At 71.5% G+C, this 17,846-nt stretch carries 15 protein-coding genes; 6 read left to right on the top strand and 9 right to left on the bottom strand.

The window, feature by feature from the left end; translation table 11 throughout:
- Positions 1-100: 100 nt before the first annotated feature.
- On the bottom strand, positions 101-2,773 hold the full coding sequence (locus DFR74_RS03440) for an AAA family ATPase (RefSeq protein ID WP_113974930.1): 2,673 nt from the start codon (positions 2,771-2,773) through the stop codon (positions 101-103).
- A gap of 238 nt (positions 2,774-3,011) precedes the next feature.
- On the opposite strand from DFR74_RS03440, the gene DFR74_RS03435 reads away from it, so the two are divergent.
- A complete protein-coding gene (locus tag DFR74_RS03435; RefSeq protein ID WP_067512760.1) occupies positions 3,012-3,551 on the top strand; it encodes an LppU/SCO3897 family protein in 540 nt (179 codons plus the stop codon).
- 45 nt (positions 3,552-3,596) lie between these two features.
- On the opposite strand, the gene DFR74_RS03430 is transcribed toward DFR74_RS03435, so the two are convergent.
- Positions 3,597-5,546 (bottom strand): ABC1 kinase family protein, encoded by a 1,950-nt coding sequence (locus DFR74_RS03430; protein WP_067512758.1) that lies wholly within the window; start codon positions 5,544-5,546, stop codon positions 3,597-3,599.
- A 200-nt stretch (positions 5,547-5,746) separates the two neighbouring features.
- Here DFR74_RS03430 and DFR74_RS35805 point away from each other — a divergent pair, with 200 nt between their 5' ends.
- The 5 genes from DFR74_RS35805 (at position 5,747) to DFR74_RS03410 (ending at position 11,143) form a co-directional block, all read left to right on the top strand.
- The gene (locus DFR74_RS35805) at positions 5,747-5,887 is read left to right on the top strand and encodes a hypothetical protein (protein ID WP_157115868.1); all 141 of its coding nucleotides are present in this window, start codon (positions 5,747-5,749) and stop codon (positions 5,885-5,887) included.
- A 430-nt stretch (positions 5,888-6,317) separates the two neighbouring features.
- Complete coding sequence (locus DFR74_RS03425) at positions 6,318-7,187, top strand: alpha/beta fold hydrolase (RefSeq protein ID WP_195126270.1); 870 nt, start codon at positions 6,318-6,320, stop codon at positions 7,185-7,187.
- A gap of 241 nt (positions 7,188-7,428) precedes the next feature.
- Positions 7,429-8,523: a DUF6670 family protein gene (locus tag DFR74_RS03420; protein WP_067512756.1), complete on the top strand. Its 1,095-nt coding sequence runs from the start codon at positions 7,429-7,431 to the stop codon at positions 8,521-8,523.
- Positions 8,524-8,617: 94 nt separating this feature from the next.
- Positions 8,618-10,144, top strand: a complete 1,527-nt coding sequence (locus tag DFR74_RS03415; protein ID WP_084538046.1) for a flavin-containing monooxygenase — start codon at positions 8,618-8,620, stop codon at positions 10,142-10,144.
- Positions 10,145-10,783: 639 nt separating this feature from the next.
- On the top strand, positions 10,784-11,143 hold the full coding sequence (locus tag DFR74_RS03410) for a DUF4254 domain-containing protein (RefSeq protein WP_067512776.1): 360 nt from the start codon (positions 10,784-10,786) through the stop codon (positions 11,141-11,143).
- 162 nt (positions 11,144-11,305) lie between these two features.
- Here the strand turns inward: DFR74_RS03410 and DFR74_RS03405 are convergent, their stop codons facing one another.
- The 7 genes from DFR74_RS03405 to DFR74_RS03375 all read right to left on the bottom strand — a co-directional run bounded on the left by DFR74_RS03405 (position 11,306) and on the right by DFR74_RS03375 (position 17,761).
- A complete protein-coding gene (locus DFR74_RS03405) occupies positions 11,306-11,890 on the bottom strand; it encodes a DUF4126 domain-containing protein (RefSeq protein ID WP_067512754.1) in 585 nt (194 codons plus the stop codon).
- A 20-nt stretch (positions 11,891-11,910) separates the two neighbouring features.
- Positions 11,911-12,708: an ABC transporter permease gene (locus DFR74_RS03400; protein WP_067512752.1), complete on the bottom strand. Its 798-nt coding sequence runs from the start codon at positions 12,706-12,708 to the stop codon at positions 11,911-11,913.
- Positions 12,709-12,711: 3 nt separating this feature from the next.
- Entirely contained in the window at positions 12,712-13,602 is an 891-nt protein-coding gene (locus DFR74_RS03395) for a 2-aminoethylphosphonate ABC transporter permease subunit (RefSeq protein ID WP_067512750.1), read from the bottom strand.
- Positions 13,599-14,801, bottom strand: coding sequence for an ABC transporter ATP-binding protein (locus DFR74_RS03390; protein WP_067512748.1), 1,203 nt, complete (start codon positions 14,799-14,801; stop codon positions 13,599-13,601). The genes DFR74_RS03395 and DFR74_RS03390 overlap by 4 nt, the downstream gene beginning before the upstream one ends.
- A gap of 1 nt (position 14,802) precedes the next feature.
- Positions 14,803-15,861 carry a 2-aminoethylphosphonate ABC transporter substrate-binding protein gene (locus DFR74_RS03385; protein WP_198161860.1) on the bottom strand — a complete coding sequence of 353 codons (1,059 nt, stop codon included), beginning with the start codon at positions 15,859-15,861 and terminating at the stop codon, positions 14,803-14,805.
- 76 nt (positions 15,862-15,937) lie between these two features.
- Positions 15,938-16,624: a phosphonatase-like hydrolase gene (locus DFR74_RS03380; RefSeq protein WP_067512746.1), complete on the bottom strand. Its 687-nt coding sequence runs from the start codon at positions 16,622-16,624 to the stop codon at positions 15,938-15,940.
- A gap of 9 nt (positions 16,625-16,633) precedes the next feature.
- Positions 16,634-17,761 carry a TIGR03364 family FAD-dependent oxidoreductase gene (locus DFR74_RS03375; RefSeq protein ID WP_067512744.1) on the bottom strand — a complete coding sequence of 376 codons (1,128 nt, stop codon included), beginning with the start codon at positions 17,759-17,761 and terminating at the stop codon, positions 16,634-16,636.
- Between the last annotated feature and the right edge of the window lie 85 nt (positions 17,762-17,846).

Genomic DNA, 17,846 nt, shown 5'->3' with positions numbered 1-17,846 from the left:
GTTTTCAATGTGCAATCGGCGCGTCAGCCGCGTGCGTCCGGACGCGGTTGCGGTGTGATCGGCGCGTGAGCCGTCCGCACTCGGTGGCGGCCTGCTCCGTTCAGGTCGCGGAGTCGAGTTCGGCCAGCCGGTGGGCGATCCCGGCGCGCCCGGTCAGGCCCAGCTTGCGCAGGATGCGGCTGAGGTGGTCCTCGACGGTGCGCGGGCTCAGGAACAGCAGGGTGGCGATCTCCTTGTTGGCGTGGCCGCGCGCGGCGAGTTCGGCGACCTCGCGCTCGCGTGGCGTCAGCTCCGTCGCGGCGCCCGGGGCGCGGCTGCCCGCCAGACGGCGCTGCGCCGAGGTGGCGGCGGTGATCAGTCGGGTGGCACCCGCGGCGGTGAACAAGTCCCGCGCCGCGACGAGATGTTCGGTGGCGCGGGTGAATTCGCCACGGCGCCCGGCGATGTCGGCGGCCAGCAATATCGCCAGTCCGCGCTGGACGGGCATGTCCGCGGCCTCGAACTCGGCCGCGGCCGCCCGCGCGACGCGCTCGCCGGACTCCGGATCGCCGGTGGCGCAGAGGTATTCGGCGCGGACGAGGGTGGCGGCGGCCCGCTGGCTCGCCAACCCGAGATCGTCGGCCACCGCCTCGGCGCGGCGGAGCTGCTCGTGCGCCCGCTCCGTATCATCCTGCGCCAGCAGGATGTTCGCGTAGCGGGACAGTTGGGTGGGCTGCATCGGGCCCGGCCGGTCGTCCAGGGCCGCCGGGAGGTCGGGGGGATCGACGACGCCGAGGCCGACGCCCACATCGCTGAGCGTCCACTCGACGACCTGCCGCCACCACCGCATCACCGGCCGAGGCAGCCCCGCCACCTCCGACCACTGCCGCCGAACCTCGTCGTCCGGCGAGGTCCACTGCCGCACACGGATTTTCAGCGCGCCCGCCAACGGCAGCAGATCGGGGTAGCCGAACCGTTCCGCGAAATCCTGCGCGTCGTCGGCGGCCGCCAGCGCGTCGGCGGGCCGCCCGAACTTGTGCAGGACGTAGGCCCGCACCGTGTGCAGTTCGGCGAGGGCGTAACTGCGGCCGAACCGCGCGCTCACCCGCACCGCGCGATCCAGGTGCGGCAGCACCCGCGCGTGGGCATCGAGGAAGAAGCCGGACCAGCCCAGCGCGGGGACCGCGTGCACCACCTCGCGCAGCTGATCGTCGTCCAGATCGCGGAACGCGCGGTCGGCGGCCGCGAACGCGGTGCGCGCGGCCTCGATCCGCAGTTCCGACACCGTACCCAGGCAGCCCAGCGCGGTGGCCGCCGCGCGCACCGCCGGATCGGCCACGGCCTCGGAGGTGAACAGCGCGCCCAGGCGCGCGCGGCCCTCGGCGTCCTGATGGTCCTGCATCTCCAGGATGGCCAGTTCGAGCTGGACCGGCCCGTCGCCGGGTAGCAGCGGCAGGTCGGCGGCCGTCGCCAGCAGCGCCCGCGCCCGGTCCACCCGGCCGAGCATCCGTTCGCACCGCGCCGAGAGCAGCAGCGCCTCCAGCCGGTGCGGTCCGGTACTCGTGACGAGCGGCTCCAGCACCTCGCGGGCCCGTTCGCCCGCACCCGAGAGCAGCAGCGCCCGGCCCAGCAACAAGGTGTCGCCGGGGTGGTTCCCGCGCGCGGGATCGGCGCGCCGCGCGGCATCGAGCCAGCGCACGCTGGTCGCGGGTGCGGTCGCCAGTGTCTGTTCGGCGGCCAGCCGCAGGTGCGCGGCGGCGTCCTCGTCGGCGCCGAGCATTCCGAGTTCCAGGTGCCGGGCCAGCGCCGGCGCGGCCGCACCCCGCGCCCGCAAAACCGCCGCGACGCGATGGTGCGCGGCCGTGCGCCACCCGGCGCCGGCCAGCCGGTGCGCGGCGGTGCGCACCAGGGGATGGCTGAAGGAGATCGTGCCCCCATCGACCGTCATCAGTCCCCGCGCGCACAGCGCGTCGAGCGCGGCGGTCACCTCCGGCATCGTCGATTCCGCAGTGGCGCAGAGCATTTCGAGGTCGGTGTCGGGCCCGCACACCGCCGCCGCGGTGACCACCAGCCGCTGCGGCTGCGGCAGCTGGGCGAGTTCGGCGCGCACCGTCCGGTCCAGACCGGCGTAGGCGTCGTCGTCCGCGGGCTCCCGGTCCGGCAGGTCGGCGAGCAGCAGCAGATAGAGCGGATTGCCCCCGGAGGCGGCGAGCAGCTTCGCGCGCCGGGCGGGCGTGGCCTCGGGCAGCAGATCGGCGACCTCGGGCTCGGTGAACGGCGGCACGGTGACGGTGCGGACGGACGTGCCGGTCGCCGACAGCGCCCGGGTGAGGGCGGGCGGGCACTGCCCGGTCCGGTAGGCCAGCACCAGCCGCAGCGCGGCGGGACGGTTGCGCACCAGGAAGGTCAGCAGGCGCACCGATTCGGTGTCCAGCCAGTGCGCGTCGTCCACGATGAGCACCGTGTCGGTCAGCAGTTTGCGCAGGGCGCGTCCGAGCCGGGTCGCGTCGGCGTCGTCCGGGATACCGGCGGTATCGGCACCCGTGTCCGCGAGCCGCTCCACTATGTCGTACGCCACGTGCAGCGGTTGCGGCCGCTCGTCCTCGGTGGCGGTGACCGCGATCACGCGCCCGCCGTGCCGCGCGGCGGCCGGGGCGAACGCGCCGAGCAGCCGCGACTTGCCGATGCCCGCGGGGCCCTCGACCAGCGCGACCCACGGCTGGCCTGGCGATTCCGCGGCAACGCCGAGTGCGGACAGCTCGGCGCGGCGCCCCACGAACGAACGCTCGACCATGTCCCTCCGCCCCGGTTGACAGCAAACGCGCCGCGAAGAGCTTAGCCCCGGCTCACCGGGGCCCGGGGCGATCCCGTGGTTTCCCGGATGCTCGGGCGCCCGTGGTGCGGTGTGGTGTTCGAGGCCGGTCGCGCCCCTGGCGGGGCTGCGTCGAAGGGCACGGCGTCGTCCGGGATTCGGCGTGACGAGGGGTATCCCGGTCGGCCGCCCACCCTGCCCTCCGAAGAAAGTGACACGAATGAAGTTCGTCGGTTCCGGCCTGCTGAAGCGGGTGCCGTTGGCCCTGGCCACGGTGGCGGCACTCGCCACCCTGGGTTGTTCGGCGGTCGAGAAGGCCACCGATGCCGTGCAGGACGCCGGCAAGTCGGACACCGCCCGCGCCAACGTGGGCGATTGCATCAACGTCATCGAGAGCTCGATGATCAACTCGGAGACCGAGCCGGTCGACTGCGCCGCGGACACCGCGGTGTACCGGGTCGCGCAGGTCCACGACCAGAAGACCGAGTGCCACGAGGACTACACCTCCTACGAGGAGACCCTCAACGGCGGCACCACGGCCTTCCTGTGCCTGGCGCCCAACTTCAAGCAGGACCTCTGCTACAACGAGAGCATGATGACGGGCTACAAGTACGTGGCCTGCAGTGCCCCGGAGGCCAGCTTCCGGGTGGTGCAGCGCATCGACGGCCAGGCCGACGAGACGCTGTGCGGGGAGGAGGCCGATCAGGTGCTCCTGCTCACCGAGGAGAAGACCACGTTCTGCCTGGGCGATCCCGTCTGACCTCGCGCCGGTGACCGGCCGCGTCCACCCGGGCGCGGCCGCGTCTCAGCGCATCAGGCTGCGCAGCGCCAGGATCCCGCCGGCCAGTCCGAGGAAGCCGCCCAGCACCGCCGTGGCGGGCACCTCGGCGACCAGATACGGGCCGTCGCGCTGGACGAGCAGCACCACCGCGCCCAGCAGGCAGCTCACCGCGATGAGGGCGGTGATCACCCGCTGCACCAGTCCGGTGACGAATGCGCGGTCCTCGGGATGGTCGAACATTCGGGTGCCCACGGTGAACCTGCCGTCGGCGAGGTCGGCGGTGAGCGCGTCGATTCGGCTCGGAAGGCGTTGCAGCACCGGCAGACTCGTCAGCAACTGGCCCTGGGCCCGGGCCGCCAGCCGTTCCGGGCGGGCGATCTCGGTCAGCACACCGCCGCCGCCCTCGCGCGCCGCGGTCATGAGATCGAAGCCGGGATCGAGCAGCAGCAGCGTGCCCTCCAGCGACGCGAGGGTGCGGAACACCCCGGCGATCTGGCCGGGGATCGCGAAGCCCGCGCCGGTGATCAACCGCACCATGTCGCCGAACAGCGCGCCGCTGCCGCCGGAGCCGAATCCGTTGCGGTAGCGCACGATCAGCTGCCCGAAGCGCCGCTCGAAGTCGCGGCGCGCGAACCCGTCCGGGGTGCCCAGCAGCGTGAGCAGCCCGTCGGTGGCGGCCACCGAATCGTCGTTGTCGATGGCGAGCAGCAGCGCGGCGATGGCCAGGCGCTCGGTCTCGTCGAGGCGGCCCACCGCGCCGAAGTCGAGCAGGGCCAGGGTGCCGTCCTCGGCCACCAGGACGTTGCCCGGGTGCAGGTCGGCGTGGAACACGCCCACCACCAGGATCTGCCGCAGCACCTGCGCCAGCAGGGTGGCGGCCGCGTCGCGGCGGACCGCGAGGTCGATCAGCGCGAGGAACGGCCCCGCCGAGCCGACCGGGGTGCCCCGCACCCGGTTGGTGACCAAGACGGTCCGCGACGACAGCTCCGGGTACGGCGTGGGGATGACGATCGGCGAATCCCCCGTGGCCGCGGCCAGATTGCGCATGTTGTCCAGTTCGACCGTGTAGTCGAGTTCCTCGTGCAGCGAGGTCGCGAACCCCTCGACCAGGTCGACCACCCCGATGTCGCGCGCCCACGCGGCGTCGCGCTGCACCCGCCGGGCCAGACGGCGCAGAATGCGCAGGTCGCGATCCACCTGGGTGCGCGCACCCGGCCGCTGTACCTTCACCACCACCGACGTGCCGTCGGTCAGGCGCGCGGCGTGGACCTGGCCCACCGACGCCGCGGCCAGCGGCGTGCGGTCGATCTCGGCGAAGAATTCCGCGACCGGCCCGCCGAGCGAATTCTCCAGCGCCGCTGCGATCTCCGGCCAGTCCAGCGGGGCGGCGTCGGATTGGAGCGTGGCGAGCTCGTCGGCGATCCCGGCGGGCACCAGATCGCGCCGCGCCGAGAGCATCTGGCCCAGCTTCACGTAGGTGACGCCGGCGTCGCCGAGCGCGTCGCGCAGCCGGGCGCCCACGGTGTGCGCGTCGCCGTTCCCGCGCCACGCGCCCCGGCGCAGGAATCCGCCCAGTCCGCGCCGCACCAGGACGACGAGCAGTTGCAGATAGCGCTTCGTCTCCTGCTGGGTACCGTACCAGCGCCGCACCAGCGTGATCGGGCCCGGCAGCGAACCCGTCGGCACGACGATCTCGGCGACGTAGAGCACGGCGAGCAGCACCACGAACAACCACGCCCACACCAGCACCACCACCGCTGCGGTACCGGCGACATCGCGGACGCCGCCGTCCTCGTCCATGGTGCCCAGGGCTCGCACCAGGGCGTTGGCCGCGGCCGAACCGACCGTCGGGAACAGCGCGGACACCAGGATCGTGCGCGGCCACCCCACCGGCGCTCCGATCACCCGCCGCGCCACGCCCGCGATGAGCCAGGCCGTGAGCGCGGTGGTGGCGAGCAGAGCCACGACAGCCATGCGGGTCCTCCCTCGGGGTGCGGATCGTCGGACTCAACGTAGCTATCGGCGGGCGAAACCAGCATCAGGGAACACCCCTAGGGCCGCCCTGATTCAGCGGGCGGCCGAGATGGTGTGGTGCCCAGTGTTTCTCGGAACAGCTCTGCCCGGCGCGACCGGCGGATATCCTTGCCTTCTACGAGCGAGGCAAGGGGGAGTTCGTGAAGCGAACCGGGTGGGTGGCTGTTCGTGCCGCGGCAATCGTGGCGGCGGCGTATCTGATGGTGGTGGCGATCGCGGCGGCGATGATCACGCCACCGGGTTCGGCCGTGATGGCGAGGTTGCGGGCGCGTCGGCGCTGAGGGTTTCGGCGCGGGCGGGGTTCGGTGAGCGCGGCCTACAGTGCGGGCGGGGCTTCGCCAAGAGCTGGGCTTCGGCGAGCGCAGGGCTGCGGTGAGCGGTTTGCGCTGCGGTGAGCGGTTGCGCTGCGGCGGCCGGGGTTTGTGCGGCGGGTCTGCGAGGTGGCCGGGATCGGGCGGCGTCCGGGCTTCGGCGCGGGCGGGCTGCGGTGCGCGCGGTGCATTGGCGAGGGCGTGGCTGCGGTTGACCGGGTTGCGTGCGGCGACCGGGGTTTCGCGAGGCGGCTCCGGCGGGAATTCAGCCCTGGGACTGTTGACGGGGCCGGTCCCCGCTCGTATATTACCGATTAGTCAATTATGTGTGTGACAATCGGTAACACATTCTGAGAGGTGTCGCTATGGCAATCGTCCGCACCGCGTCCCGGGCCTCGCGATGACCACCCCGGCCCGCTTGCGCACCTACACCCACGCCGGACTCACCTTCGATGTGCTCGACGACGGACCGCTGGACGGCCCGATCGTGGTGCTGCTGCACGGATTTCCGCAGTCCGCGTCGTCGTGGGAGCCGACCGCCCGCCTCCTGCGCGAGCGCGGTTACCGGACGATCGCGCCCGATCAGCGCGGCTACTCGCCGGGCGCCCGCCCGCGCGGGCGGTGGGCCTACCGCACCTCGCTGCTCGTCGACGACGTGGTGGCGCTGATCGACACCCTCGGTGGTCGGCCCGTCCACCTGGCCGGGCACGACTGGGGTGCGGTCGTCGCCTGGTCGCTCGCGGCCGCCCGTCCCGAACTGGTCCGCACGCTGACCTCGGTGTCGGTGCCGCATCCCGCCGCGTTCCTGCGGTCGATGCTGAGCAGCGATCAGGCGCTGAAGTCCTGGTATATGGCCGTGTTCCAGGTGCCGTGGGTGCCCGAGCGCGTGGTCGCGCGGAACCCGGCCTTGCTGGAGCGGATGCTCGAGCGTGCCGGGATGGACGCGGACGCCGTCGCCGAAGTGCGCCGCACGGTGGTCGACGGGGGAGCCTTCGGCGCCGGCCTGAACTGGTACCGCGCCATGGCCCTCGGCTCCCCGGACGCGTTGCGGCGCAAGGTCTCCGTGCCCACCACGCATGTGTGGGGCGACCGCGACATCGCGCTCGCCAGGCGCGGGGCGGAACTCGCCGAACACTACGTGACGGGTCCGTATCGCTTCGAGCACTTGGCGGGCGCCGGGCACTGGATCCCCGAACAGAACGCCGAACGCCTCGCCGAGATCATCACCGCGCGCATCACCGACGCCCAGGAAGCGGACGCACCGCGCTGAGTTCGCGCGGATACATGGTGCGCGACAACATATTCCGACGCCCGACGCCCGACGCCCGACGCCCGACGCCCGACGCCCGACAACTCGAGCGCCCTCAGCGGTCGTAGTGATCGGACGCCCCGATGAAATCCCCTCCACCGGAGCGAATCGCCCACCTGACATCCGCACGCCCGCCGCCCGCCGAGTCTCGCGGGCGTCCACACCGAACGCCGCCCCGTCGTGGCACACCCGGAGGTAGACAATGTCGTCGAATCCCGTTCCTGACAGACAGCACGGACTGCTCGGCTCGGCCACCCGATTCGTGGTCGACCACATCCGCCCGCGCATCGACCGCAGGCTGCGGGCCTCGACGCGGCCGTTCACCCGGCCGGAGATGATGCGTCCGCACCACGATTCGCGGCGCTTCTGGACGCACTACGGCGTCTTCGTCCCCGATCTGCCCGCCCCGCACCGCTACCTGAACACGATGACGCTCATCGGCCCCACGGGGACGATGATCTTCGACAACGACCACCTCGCCGCGCCGGATGTCCGCGACACCGCGACGGTGCTCTCGTCCACCGCCCACAACGACCAATATCATTACCGCGCCTACAACATCGCGACCGAATGTCGTTTCGCCCCCGATGGTTCGGCGCTCGAATGGGGCTCGGATCTGTCGATCACCCGCGACCACCCGGCCTACACCGTGCGCGGCCGCTACGAGCATTTCGGCGTCGACCTGGCGATCACCGCCACCGACCAGGTGTCCTGGTTCGTGCGCAGCCGCGTGTACGACCACTTCAGCCTGCTCGCCACCTACACCGGCACCCTCACCGACGCGACCGGCGTCACCGAGATCGGCGGCCTGTGCACGGTCGAGTACGCGCGTTCGATCAGCCCGCAGGCGTTCTCGCAACGCCCGCTGCCCGAGCGGTACAAGCTCCCGGCCGACTTCTTCACCTATCAGATCATCGACCTGGACGAGCGTAATCAGTTGCTGCTCACCGAGGTCCGCGCGGCCGGGGCGGTCGCGTGCCGGCTCGCGTATCTGCGCACAATCGGCGGCAGCGCCCGCGTCTTCGAGGACGTGACCTTCGAGGTGCTCGCCCACCGCGACGAGCCCGCCGTCGACGAACTGGGCCGGCAGATGCGGGTGCCCGCCCGGATGCGCTGGACGGTCCGCGACGGGGGAGCGGACCTGCTCGCGCTCGAGGCCGAGGTCGATACGCCGCTGCGCTGGGGTCACGGCCGCGGCTACGTGGGCGCCTACTCCTATTCCGGCAGTTGGTCCGGCCGCGCCATCTCGGGCAGCGGGTACCTGGAATGGGTGGATTGCGAGCCCTCGCCCGCCTGATCCCCGCCGCCCGTACTACGGCTTGGCAACGTTTTCGGCACGCCGCAATTCGGAACCATCTGGTCTGGTCCGAGACACGAATAGTGATTGCTGAATGTTGGCTGGCAACAAGTTGGAGGGCAGAGGTGTGCTGGATCTGAAGGTGGCGGTGGTAGGCGCCGGGTTCGGTGGGATCGGGATGGGCGTCGCGCTACGTGAGGCGGGCATCACCGAGTTCGCGATTCTCGAGAAAGGCGCCGATGTGGGCGGCGTATGGCGCGAGAACACCTACCCCGGGTGCTCGTGCGATGTGCCCGCGCATCTCTATTCGTTCTCTTTCGCGCCTTATCGTGATGCGCGGCAACGCTATCCGGGTCAGGAGGAGATTCTCGACTATCTGCGCGGCGTGGCCTCCGAGTACGGCCTGCTCCCGCACATGCGGCTGAACACCGCCGTGGTCGCCGCGGAGTACCGGGAGGAGACCGCGCGCTGGGAACTCACCACCGGCGGCGGCGAGCGGGTGCTCGCCGACGTCGTGGTCTTCGCCGTCGGGCAGTTGCACCGCCCGAACATTCCCCGCATCCCCGGTCGCGACAAGTTTGCGGGCGCCGCGTTCCACACCGCGCAATGGGACCACCACCAGGACCTGCACGGCCGGGCGGTGGCGGTGATCGGCACCGGCTCCTCGGCCGCGCAGCTGCTGCCGGAGATCGCGAATCGCGCGCGGCGCGTGCACGTCTACCAGCGCACGCCGCACTGGCTGCTGCCCAAGCCCTCGCGCGAGTTCGGGGCGCTCACCGGCCTGGCGCTGCACCTGCCCGGCGCCCACGGCGCCTACCGCAAGGCGCTCTACCACGGCGCCGACGCGGTGCTGGCGCCCATCATGCGGCGCGGCTGGTCGGCGCGGCCCGCCGAGTGGTTCGCGCGCGCCTACCTGCGCCACCAGGTGACGGACCGGCGCCTGCGCGCGGCCGTCACGCCCGACTATCCGATCGGCGGCAAGCGGATCGTGTTCGACAGCCGCTTCTATCCGACGCTGTCGCGGCACAACGTGAAGCTCGTGACCGATCCGATCAGCCGCATCACCGCCGACGGCATCGAAACCGCCGACGGCGCACACCGTTTCGCCGACGTCATCATCTACGCCACCGGCTTCCGCGCCACCGAGTTCCTCACCCCGATCACGGTGCGCGGGCGCGACGGACTGCTGCTGCACGAGGAGTGGGCCTCCGGTGGGCACGCCTTCATGGGCCTGGCGGTCGGCGGCTTCCCCAACGTGTTCCTCATCGCCGGCCCGAACTCGTTCACCCCGGCGGGCAGCAACCCGTCGATGAAGGAGCATCAGATCGCCTACATCATGGAGTGCCTGCGCTGGCGGGACTCGCTCGGCGCGGCCGCCATCGAGGTCAGCGACGAGGCCATCCGCCGTCATCAGCGCTGGCTCGACCAGGAGATCGCGAAATCGGTGTGGCCCGAGACGAGTTCGAGTTGGTACAAGCACGCCAGCGGCCGCGTCACCAACCCGTGGCCCAGCACCACCCGCACGTTCGGCCGGATGCTCCAGCACGACCCGGCCGAAGCGTTCGTCGCCGTGAATCCGGCGCGCGTCAGCACGCCCGAACCCGCTGATCTCAACGGCTGACTCCCGAGCACGACGCCCGCTCAACCGCGCCGCCCGGCCCTTCTCGGCCGGGCGGCGCTGTGTTTCTCGGGTGGACGAAATCCCGATGGCCGCCGAGTTATTCATCCGACCGGTCTGATTTCTCCGCGCTCATCCGACCGGTCAGTCGCATTTGCTTCGGATTAGCCCTGGACAGTGTCTGTCCCACAGGGTGAAAGTCGTTCCCCGCCAAAACATGTTGGGGTCGCGTTCGCCCGCGTCCCGCGCGGGCAGATCGGGGTCCGAAATCGTTCAGGGGGGTTGATGAATCGCGCCCGCTGGCGGCGCGGATTGGCCGCTTCTCGCAATGAGGCGGCAACCTGCGGCAGCGTTCCGTCGGTAACAGATACCCACCGCCGCGCGCACTTCCTAGTTCGCACTATTGCGTTTCAAAGTCTTGTGTTCTTGCATCTGTACGCGCATGATCCAGCTAGCCTTGGTGTGACCGAGCCGATCCGATGTCCGGGAATAACCGAATCGAGAGCCAATGATGTTGGTAAATAGAGCGTTGGTGTCGGGTGTTGTCGAGGGGGAGATGTGAGCGCGCCTGCGGTGGGGGCACTGCCGACCGCGCCCCAGATACTGAGCGCCTTCCAGGGACGCCGCTTCCAGGACCGTGAGCTGTTGCGGTCGGCGCACGCGCTGGCGGAGCTGCACGCCCGCCGCGCCGAGGTGCGCGACGCGCGGCTGGTGGCCGAGATCGATTGCCGCCGTGGCGAACTGGTGGACGACATCAACGACTGGATCGCGCAGGAGCTGCCGCAGCACCGCCACGGCGCGTCGCTGCACACCGAGAGCCTCGGCGCGGTCGTGGACCGCATGGCGCGCAGCTGGGCGCAGGCGAACCAGGCCATCGACGTCGACGGCCCGCGCAGCGACAACACCCATAAGCACTGGTACCACCTGGCCGAACTGGTCGACGGATACACTGATCTGGTATCCGACGTGGCCGGTGGCCGCCGTCGACTGCCCGAGCAGTAGCCCGCCCCGGCCGCGTCCGCCCGCGGTGTCCCGCCCGACCGGCGACACCGCCCGCCGAGCGGCGAGTACTCGTCGCCCCCGGAGACGGCGGGCGCAACGGGGCGCCCCGCCCGGCGTGCCGCGCGGTCGACTGGCGCGGCACGCCCGCCCGGAACCCAGCGCTCACGTCGCGGCCGCGCGGCGTTCCCGGCGCCGTCGCCGGTAGCGGCGAATCCGCCCGGCCAGCAACACGATCAGGGTCACCCCGATCAGCAGCAGCGCGCCCGCGATGATCGCGGCCAGGACGGGGAAGAACACGGCCAGCGTGATCACGCCCGCCACGCTCAGATCCTCCACCGCGCTGGTGACGATATTGCTCGCCGGTTCGGGCGAGGTGTTCACCGCCATCCGCAGCCCGGCCTTGACCAGATGACTGATCAAGGCCGTCGTGCCGCCCACCGCGGCCGCCGCCAGTTGGGGCAGCGAGTCGTCCGATCCCGCGATCAGCGCCGCCACCACCGCGCCCGCGGCGGGCCGGATCACCGTGTGGATCGCGTCCCAGAAGCTGTCCAGGTAGGGCACCTTGTCGGCGACCAGTTCGATGAGGAACAGCACGGCGGCCGCCACCAGCACGTCGGTGCGCTGCAAGCCCTCGGGCACCTCATCGGAGACGCCGGTGAGTCCGAAGAGCCCGAACAGCAGCACCACCGCGTAGGCGTTGATGCCGCTGGCCCAGCCCGCGGTGAAGATCAGAGGCAGCAGAGACACCCTGTGATCCTATGCGCGGATCAGCGCAGTGCCGCGCGGCCTTTCAGCCGTCCCAGCACCACCAGCGCGACGAGGGTGACCAGCACGAGCAAGGTGGTCCCGGCCGCGGCGTCGAACACCTCGCCGCGATCGGTCTGGGCGAAGATGGTCACCGGCAGGGTGCGCCAGGCGGCGGGGTAGACCATGATCGTGGCCCCCAGTTCGCCCATCGACAGCGCGATCGACAATCCGGCCGCCGCGCCCAGCGCAGGCAGCAGCAGCGGCAGCGTCACCTGGCACAGCACCCGCACCGGTCCGGCGCCCAGCGACTCCGCGGCCTGGTGATAGGCGGGGTCGAGCCGGTCCAGCGCGGCCGAGACCGCGCTGAACGCGTAGGCGAGCACCAGCACCGTGTGCGCCAGGATCACGATCCATCGGGTGCCGCCCAGCAGCAGCGGTTGCTCGTTGAACGCGATGAGCAGGCCGAGCCCGATCGCCACCGACGGCACCGCCACCGGCAGGTGGAAGACCGCGTCGGTGGCGCGGCGCAGCCAGCCGGGCGCCTCCCGCGCGGCGAGCGCCGCCCAGGTGCCCAGCACCAGCGCGAGCGCGCCGGCGAGGAGCGCGGTCTGCAAGCTCACCGACAGGCTCGCCGCCTCCCGGCCCGACAGCGCCGCACCGAGATTGGCGAATCCGAGATCCGAGGGCAGCGGCCCGGTCCAGCTACCCGCCAGCGATGCCGCGACCACCGTCGCGATCGGCGCGACGAACACGACCGTCACCACCAGACCGAACACCGCGAGCACCGCGGCGCGGCCGGTCCTGGTCCAGACCAGCACGGGTCACCGTCCTTTCCGCGCGGTCATGCGCGCGAACACGACTCGGTAGAGGGCGTAGAGCGTGAGCGACAGCGCCACCTGCACGGTGGCCAGCACCGCCGCGCCGGGCAGGTCGAAGGTGACGATGCCGCGCGTGTAGATCAGCGCGGGCAGCGTGAGCACGCCCTTGGCGCCGGTGAACAGCACGATGCCGAATTCGTTGAGCGTCAGCAGCAGCACCAGGCTGCCGCCGGCGGCCAGCGCGGGCCACGCCTCGGGCAGCACCACCTGGCGCAGCACCCGCCACGGCGAGGCGCCCAGGCTCGCGGCCACGTCGAGTTGTTCGCGGGGCAGCTGGGCGAAGGCCGCGAGCAGGGGCCGCACCACGAACGGCGTGAAGAAGGTGATCTCGGCCGCGATCACGCCGAGCGGGGTGTAGAGGAAGTCCAGCAGCGGCGTCGTGCGGCCGGTGATCTCGGAGATCAGCGCGTTCACCGCGCCCGCCGTGCCGTAGAGGAAGGTGAACGCCAGCGTCACCAGGAACGACGGCAGGGTGAGCACGGTGTCGATGAGCCGGCCCACCACCGCCGATCCGGGGAACGGCACGAACGCCAGGACCACGGCGAGGAAGGTGCCGAGCACCAGGCAGCCCGCGGTGGAGGCGACGGCGATGGACACGGTGCGCCACAACGCGTTCCGGAACGCTTCGGAGCCGAGCACGTCGGTCCACACCGTCAGCCCGCGCCCGTCGGGCGTCACCGTGGATTCGGTGAGGACCCGCAGGATCGGGTAGACCGCGATGAGCAGGACAACGAGCAGGGGCGGCAGCGCCCACGCGACCGGCTGCCACCTTCGGCCTTCGCGTACCGGGTCCGGTTCGGTCTCGGGTGCGGGCGTGTCGAGCAGCGCGGTCATGCCGGATCCTCCGCGTCGCCCGAAGCCGCCGCGCCGCCGACCGGCCGGGGGATCAGCACACCGGCGGGGTCGGGCAGGCGCACGCCCACGGCCGCACCGGGTTCCGGCTCGGCGTGGCCGGGCACGTCCACCGCGAGCGCGGCACCGAGTCCGTCCACCTCGATCTCCACCCGCGTCACCGCGCCGCGCCACACGTTGCTGAGTACGGTGCCGGGCAACGCATTCCGCTCGCCGGGCCCCGTCAGCGTCACCGTGTGCGGCCGCACGCAGAGCAGGGCGGGTGAATCCGGTTCCCAATCCAGCGCGCCGATACCGGGTTTCGGCGCCTCGGCGCGCAGGGTGTGCGCGCCCGCGGTGACCAGCGCGGTCCCGCCCGAGGACCGGTTGACCGTGCAGGGCACCAGGTTCGCGCCACCGAGGAAGGCGGCGGTGAAGTCGCTGGGCGGGCGCTGCCAGAGGTTGCGCGCGGTGTCGATGTCGACCAGCCGCGCGTCCCGCATGACGGCGATGCGATCGGCCAGCGCCAGCGCTTCGGCTTGATCATGCGTCACGTACAGCATCGCCGTGTCCGGCAAGGCCTTTCGCAACTGTTGCAGTTCACCGAGCATGGAGTGGCGCAGCTGCGCGTCCAGCGCGGCCAGCGGCTCGTCCAGCAGGAGCACCTTCGGGCGGATCGCCAGCGCGCGGGCGATCGCCACCCGCTGCTGCTGTCCGCCCGACAGTTCCCGGGGCAGCCGCTTGGCGTAGTCGGCCATGCCCACCATGCTCAGCGCCTCGGTGACCCGCGCCGGAATGTCCCCGCGCGGCACGCGATTGGCCTTCAACCCGAACGCGACGTTGCCTGCCACGCTCATGTGCGGGAACAGCGCGTAGGACTGCACCACCACGCCGATGCCGCGTTTGGCGGGGGAGAGGTGGGTGACGTCGCGCCCGGCCAGCCGGACCGCGCCCGAGGTGGGCCGGACGAATCCGGCCAGCGCCTTGAGCGCGGTCGACTTGCCGGAGCCGCTGGGCCCGAGCAGCGCGACGGTTTCGCCCGCGGCGACGCGCAGCGTGAAATCGGCCAGGGCGACGGTGGACGTGCGACCGGTGCCGTACCGCACGCCGACGCGGTCGAAGACGATGGCGGGTTCGGTGGCCCCGGTCGCGGAAGTCCCGGTGACCGTGGACGATTCGGTGAGCGTCTCGCCGCGGATCATGTCAGCCTCCGATGGCCTGGTTGTAGGCGGCGAGGTCGGCGTCGAGTTCGGCGAGCACGCGCGACCAGTCCGGCCGCACGATCTCCACGCCCTCGAGCAGCGAGGCCGGCGTGGTGCCGGAACCGGTGCCGCTGACGTCGGTGCGCGCCGACACCGCGAACGCGTCGGGACCCAGCGTCTGCTGCACGTCCTTGCTGAGCAGGAACTCGATCAGCTTGCGCCCGCCCTCGGAGTTGGGCGCGCCCTTCGCCAGGCCCATGAAGTACGGCAGCGCCACCGTGTGCTTGGCGCCGCCGGGCGAGGCGGGGAAGAAGATGTCGAACGTGGAGCCGCTGGCGGTGATCGATTCCATGTTCATCTGGATGTCGCCGTTGGCGATGAGCAGTTCGCCCTTGTCGACCTTCGGCTGGAGCTTGCCGGTGGACGACGACGGCCCGACATTGTTGACCTGCAACGCGTTCAGGTAGTCCAGCGCGCCCTGCTTGCCGCGCAACTGCTGCAGCAGGATCAGCACGGCGGTGCCGTCACCGGCCTGCCCCGGCGTCGAATATTGCAGTTTGCCACGGTATTCCGGCTTCAGCAGGTCGTCCCAGGTGAGGGCGGACGCGTCGACCGAGGAGTGCGCGATGAAGTTCAGGTAGTTGCCCGCCAGGCTCACGTACTTGCCCGCGGGGTCCTTCTCGGTGTCGGGGTAGGCGGCGGTGTCGACGCCGTGCGGCTCGAGCAGTCCGGCGCTGTCGGCCTTCTGGATGAACGGCGGCAGCGTCACCACCACATCGGCCTGCGGGTTGGACTGTTCCTTCTCCAGCCGGTTCACCACCTCGCCCGAGCCCGCGGCGACGAGGTCGACCGCGATGCCGGTCTCGGCTTCGAACTTCTCGAACTGGGTGGCGTACCAGCCGTCGAGGCCGTCGGCGGAGTAGACGGTGACCGTCTCCCCGCCGGATCCGCCTGCGCCGGTGCCGCCGCAGGCCCCGGTGACGGCGACGGTGGTGGCGGCCGCGACCAGGAGGGCGGTTCTGTTCAGGACTCGGGACAGGCGCGTGGGTGAAGTACGCACGATGGCAGCATCTTTCGCTTCGTGGGGGTTCGATGGTCGACGGGACAGGGGTTTCGCCCGCGTGAACGCGGGAGCCTCAGCCGCGCTCGGCGCGGATCAGGTCGGCGAACTCGGTGACGGAGGGCACCACGTGGGTCGCGCCCGCGGCGCGCAGCTGCTCCTCGTCGTGCGCGCCGGTGAGCGTGCCCGCGACGATCCGGGCGCCCGCGGCCAGTCCGGTCGCGATATCGCTGGTGGTGTCGCCGAGCACGGCGACCCGGTCGACGGCGTCGACGCGCAGCTGCAGCAGCGCGGTCAGCACCAGATCGGGGTAGGGGCGGCCGCGACCGGCGTCCGAGGGCGCGAGCGTGAGGTCGGCCAGGTCCGCCCAGTCCAGCGCGGCGAGCAGGCGATCCTGCGTCGCGCGGCTGAAACCGGTCGTCAATGCGACGCGCACGCCGTCGGCGCGCAGGCCCGAGATCGCCTCGGCCGCACCGGGAATCGGCGTGACGCCGACCTCGTCGATGAGCGCGTCGTAGGCCGCTTCGAAGGCCTCGTTGGCGGTGCGTGCCCGGTCGTCGCCGAGCAGGGCGCGGAAGACGCTGATCTTGGACTGACCCATCGTCTCCAGCACATAGGCGCGGGCCTTGTCCCGCTCGGGGCCTTCGGCGGGCAGTCCGGCGGCGGTGGCGGCGGCCTCGAAGGCGCGCACCACCAGGCCGTCGTCGGCGACGGTGGTGCCCGCCATATCCAGTACGGCGAGGTCGATCGTCTTGGGCGACATGGGTTCTCCTCAGAGTCCGAGCAGGTCGGCGGTTTCCTCGCCGAGGGCGGGGCCGAGCGTCATCCCGCGGCCGCCGGGGCCGGTGATCACCCGGATGTGGTCGCTCGCGGCGGCGCGGGTCACCAGCGCGCCGGGGTCGACGCTCTGGCTGTAGACACCGGCCCAGCGGCGCACGATCGGCGGCAGCTCGCGGCCGAGCAGTTCCTCGGTCACCGTCGTGAGGTGGTCGTAGGGGGCCTCGTCCACGTCGAAGGCGAACGGCTCGGTGTACTCGTGGGTGTCGCCGATGGTCAGCCCGCCGTGCAGGCGCTGCACGCAGAGCAGCTGCATCTTGTGCTCGGCGGCGGTCGCGGTCTGCGCCTGTTCGCGGGTGAGCGCGTCCACCTCGGGCCCGGCGAAACCGGGGTAGTAGCGGAAGCTGTCGCCGTCGGCGATCGCGGTGGTCAGCGGCTCGCCCAGCGGCGCGGTCTGCATCATCTGCAGTCGCACGCGGCGCACCGGGAGGTCGGCGACCAGTTCCTTGGTGAGGCCCGAGTGGGCCGCGCCGGGGCAGTGCAGCACCAGATCGGCGGCGTGCGTGCGGCCCTGATCGTCGAGCACCGTCGCGCCGGAACCGGTGTCGGTGACGGCCCTGGCCTCGGTGCCCGCGTGGAAGACGTAGCGCCCCGAGGCCGTGAGGTAGGCGCGCAGCGCGGGCAGCGCCTGGCGCGACTCGACCGCGGCATCGGTCGAGCAGTGCAGTCCCGCAAGGTATTTGCCGCGCAGCGCGGGATTCAGCGCCCGCACCTCGCCGGGCTCGAGCAGCGTGAATCCGCGCGCCTCGGCGGTCTCGCCCGCCGCGGCGGCTTCGGCGACCGCCAACTCCTCGGGGGTGCGCACCAGCGTGATCGACCCGGCGGGCCGGAAGCCGACGCCGGGGACCTTGCCGCCGATCTCCTCCCACAGCTCGCGCGAACGCAGGGTGAGCGCCAGCTCCGCGTCGGTGCGTCCCGACACCCACACCAGGCCGAAGTTGCGCACGGTCGCACCGCGCGCTTCGGGCTCGCGTTCGAGCTGGACTACCTCGTGTCCGCGGCGGATCGCGGCGACGGCGTGCGCCGTGCCGAGGATGCCGCCGCCGATGATGACCAATCGCATGGGAACCATGGTGGGCAATGGTCTAGACCAATGGGTGTTTCCTGTGCAAACGCCAGGTTAATAATTGGTATAGACCAGTCTCGGG

It is taken from the genome of Nocardia puris, assembly GCF_003315035.1.
Taxonomy (GTDB): Bacteria; Actinomycetota; Actinomycetes; order Mycobacteriales; family Mycobacteriaceae; genus Nocardia; species Nocardia puris.
Note: the sequence above shows the minus strand (reverse complement) of the source record. Positions and strands in the feature narration are given on the sequence as shown.

What these genes read in the sequence shown, in the direction of transcription:
- DFR74_RS03440 (WP_113974930.1), bottom strand. Translation starts at nt 2,773, where the DNA reads ATGGTCGAGCGTTCGTTCGTGGGGCGCCGCGCCGAGCTGTCCGCACTC.
- DFR74_RS03415 (WP_084538046.1), top strand. Translation starts at nt 8,618, where the DNA reads ATGTTGGCTGGCAACAAGTTGGAGGGCAGAGGTGTGCTGGATCTGAAG.
- DFR74_RS03380 (WP_067512746.1), bottom strand. Translation starts at nt 16,624, where the DNA reads ATGTCGCCCAAGACGATCGACCTCGCCGTACTGGATATGGCGGGCACC.
- DFR74_RS03395 (WP_067512750.1), bottom strand. Translation starts at nt 13,602, where the DNA reads ATGACCGCGCTGCTCGACACGCCCGCACCCGAGACCGAACCGGACCCG.
- DFR74_RS03420 (WP_067512756.1), top strand. Translation starts at nt 7,429, where the DNA reads ATGTCGTCGAATCCCGTTCCTGACAGACAGCACGGACTGCTCGGCTCG.
- DFR74_RS03375 (WP_067512744.1), bottom strand. Translation starts at nt 17,761, where the DNA reads ATGCGATTGGTCATCATCGGCGGCGGCATCCTCGGCACGGCGCACGCC.
- DFR74_RS03430 (WP_067512758.1), bottom strand. Translation starts at nt 5,546, where the DNA reads ATGGCTGTCGTGGCTCTGCTCGCCACCACCGCGCTCACGGCCTGGCTC.
- DFR74_RS03390 (WP_067512748.1), bottom strand. Translation starts at nt 14,801, where the DNA reads ATGATCCGCGGCGAGACGCTCACCGAATCGTCCACGGTCACCGGGACT.
- DFR74_RS03425 (WP_195126270.1), top strand. Translation starts at nt 6,318, where the DNA reads ATGACCACCCCGGCCCGCTTGCGCACCTACACCCACGCCGGACTCACC.
- DFR74_RS03435 (WP_067512760.1), top strand. Translation starts at nt 3,012, where the DNA reads ATGAAGTTCGTCGGTTCCGGCCTGCTGAAGCGGGTGCCGTTGGCCCTG.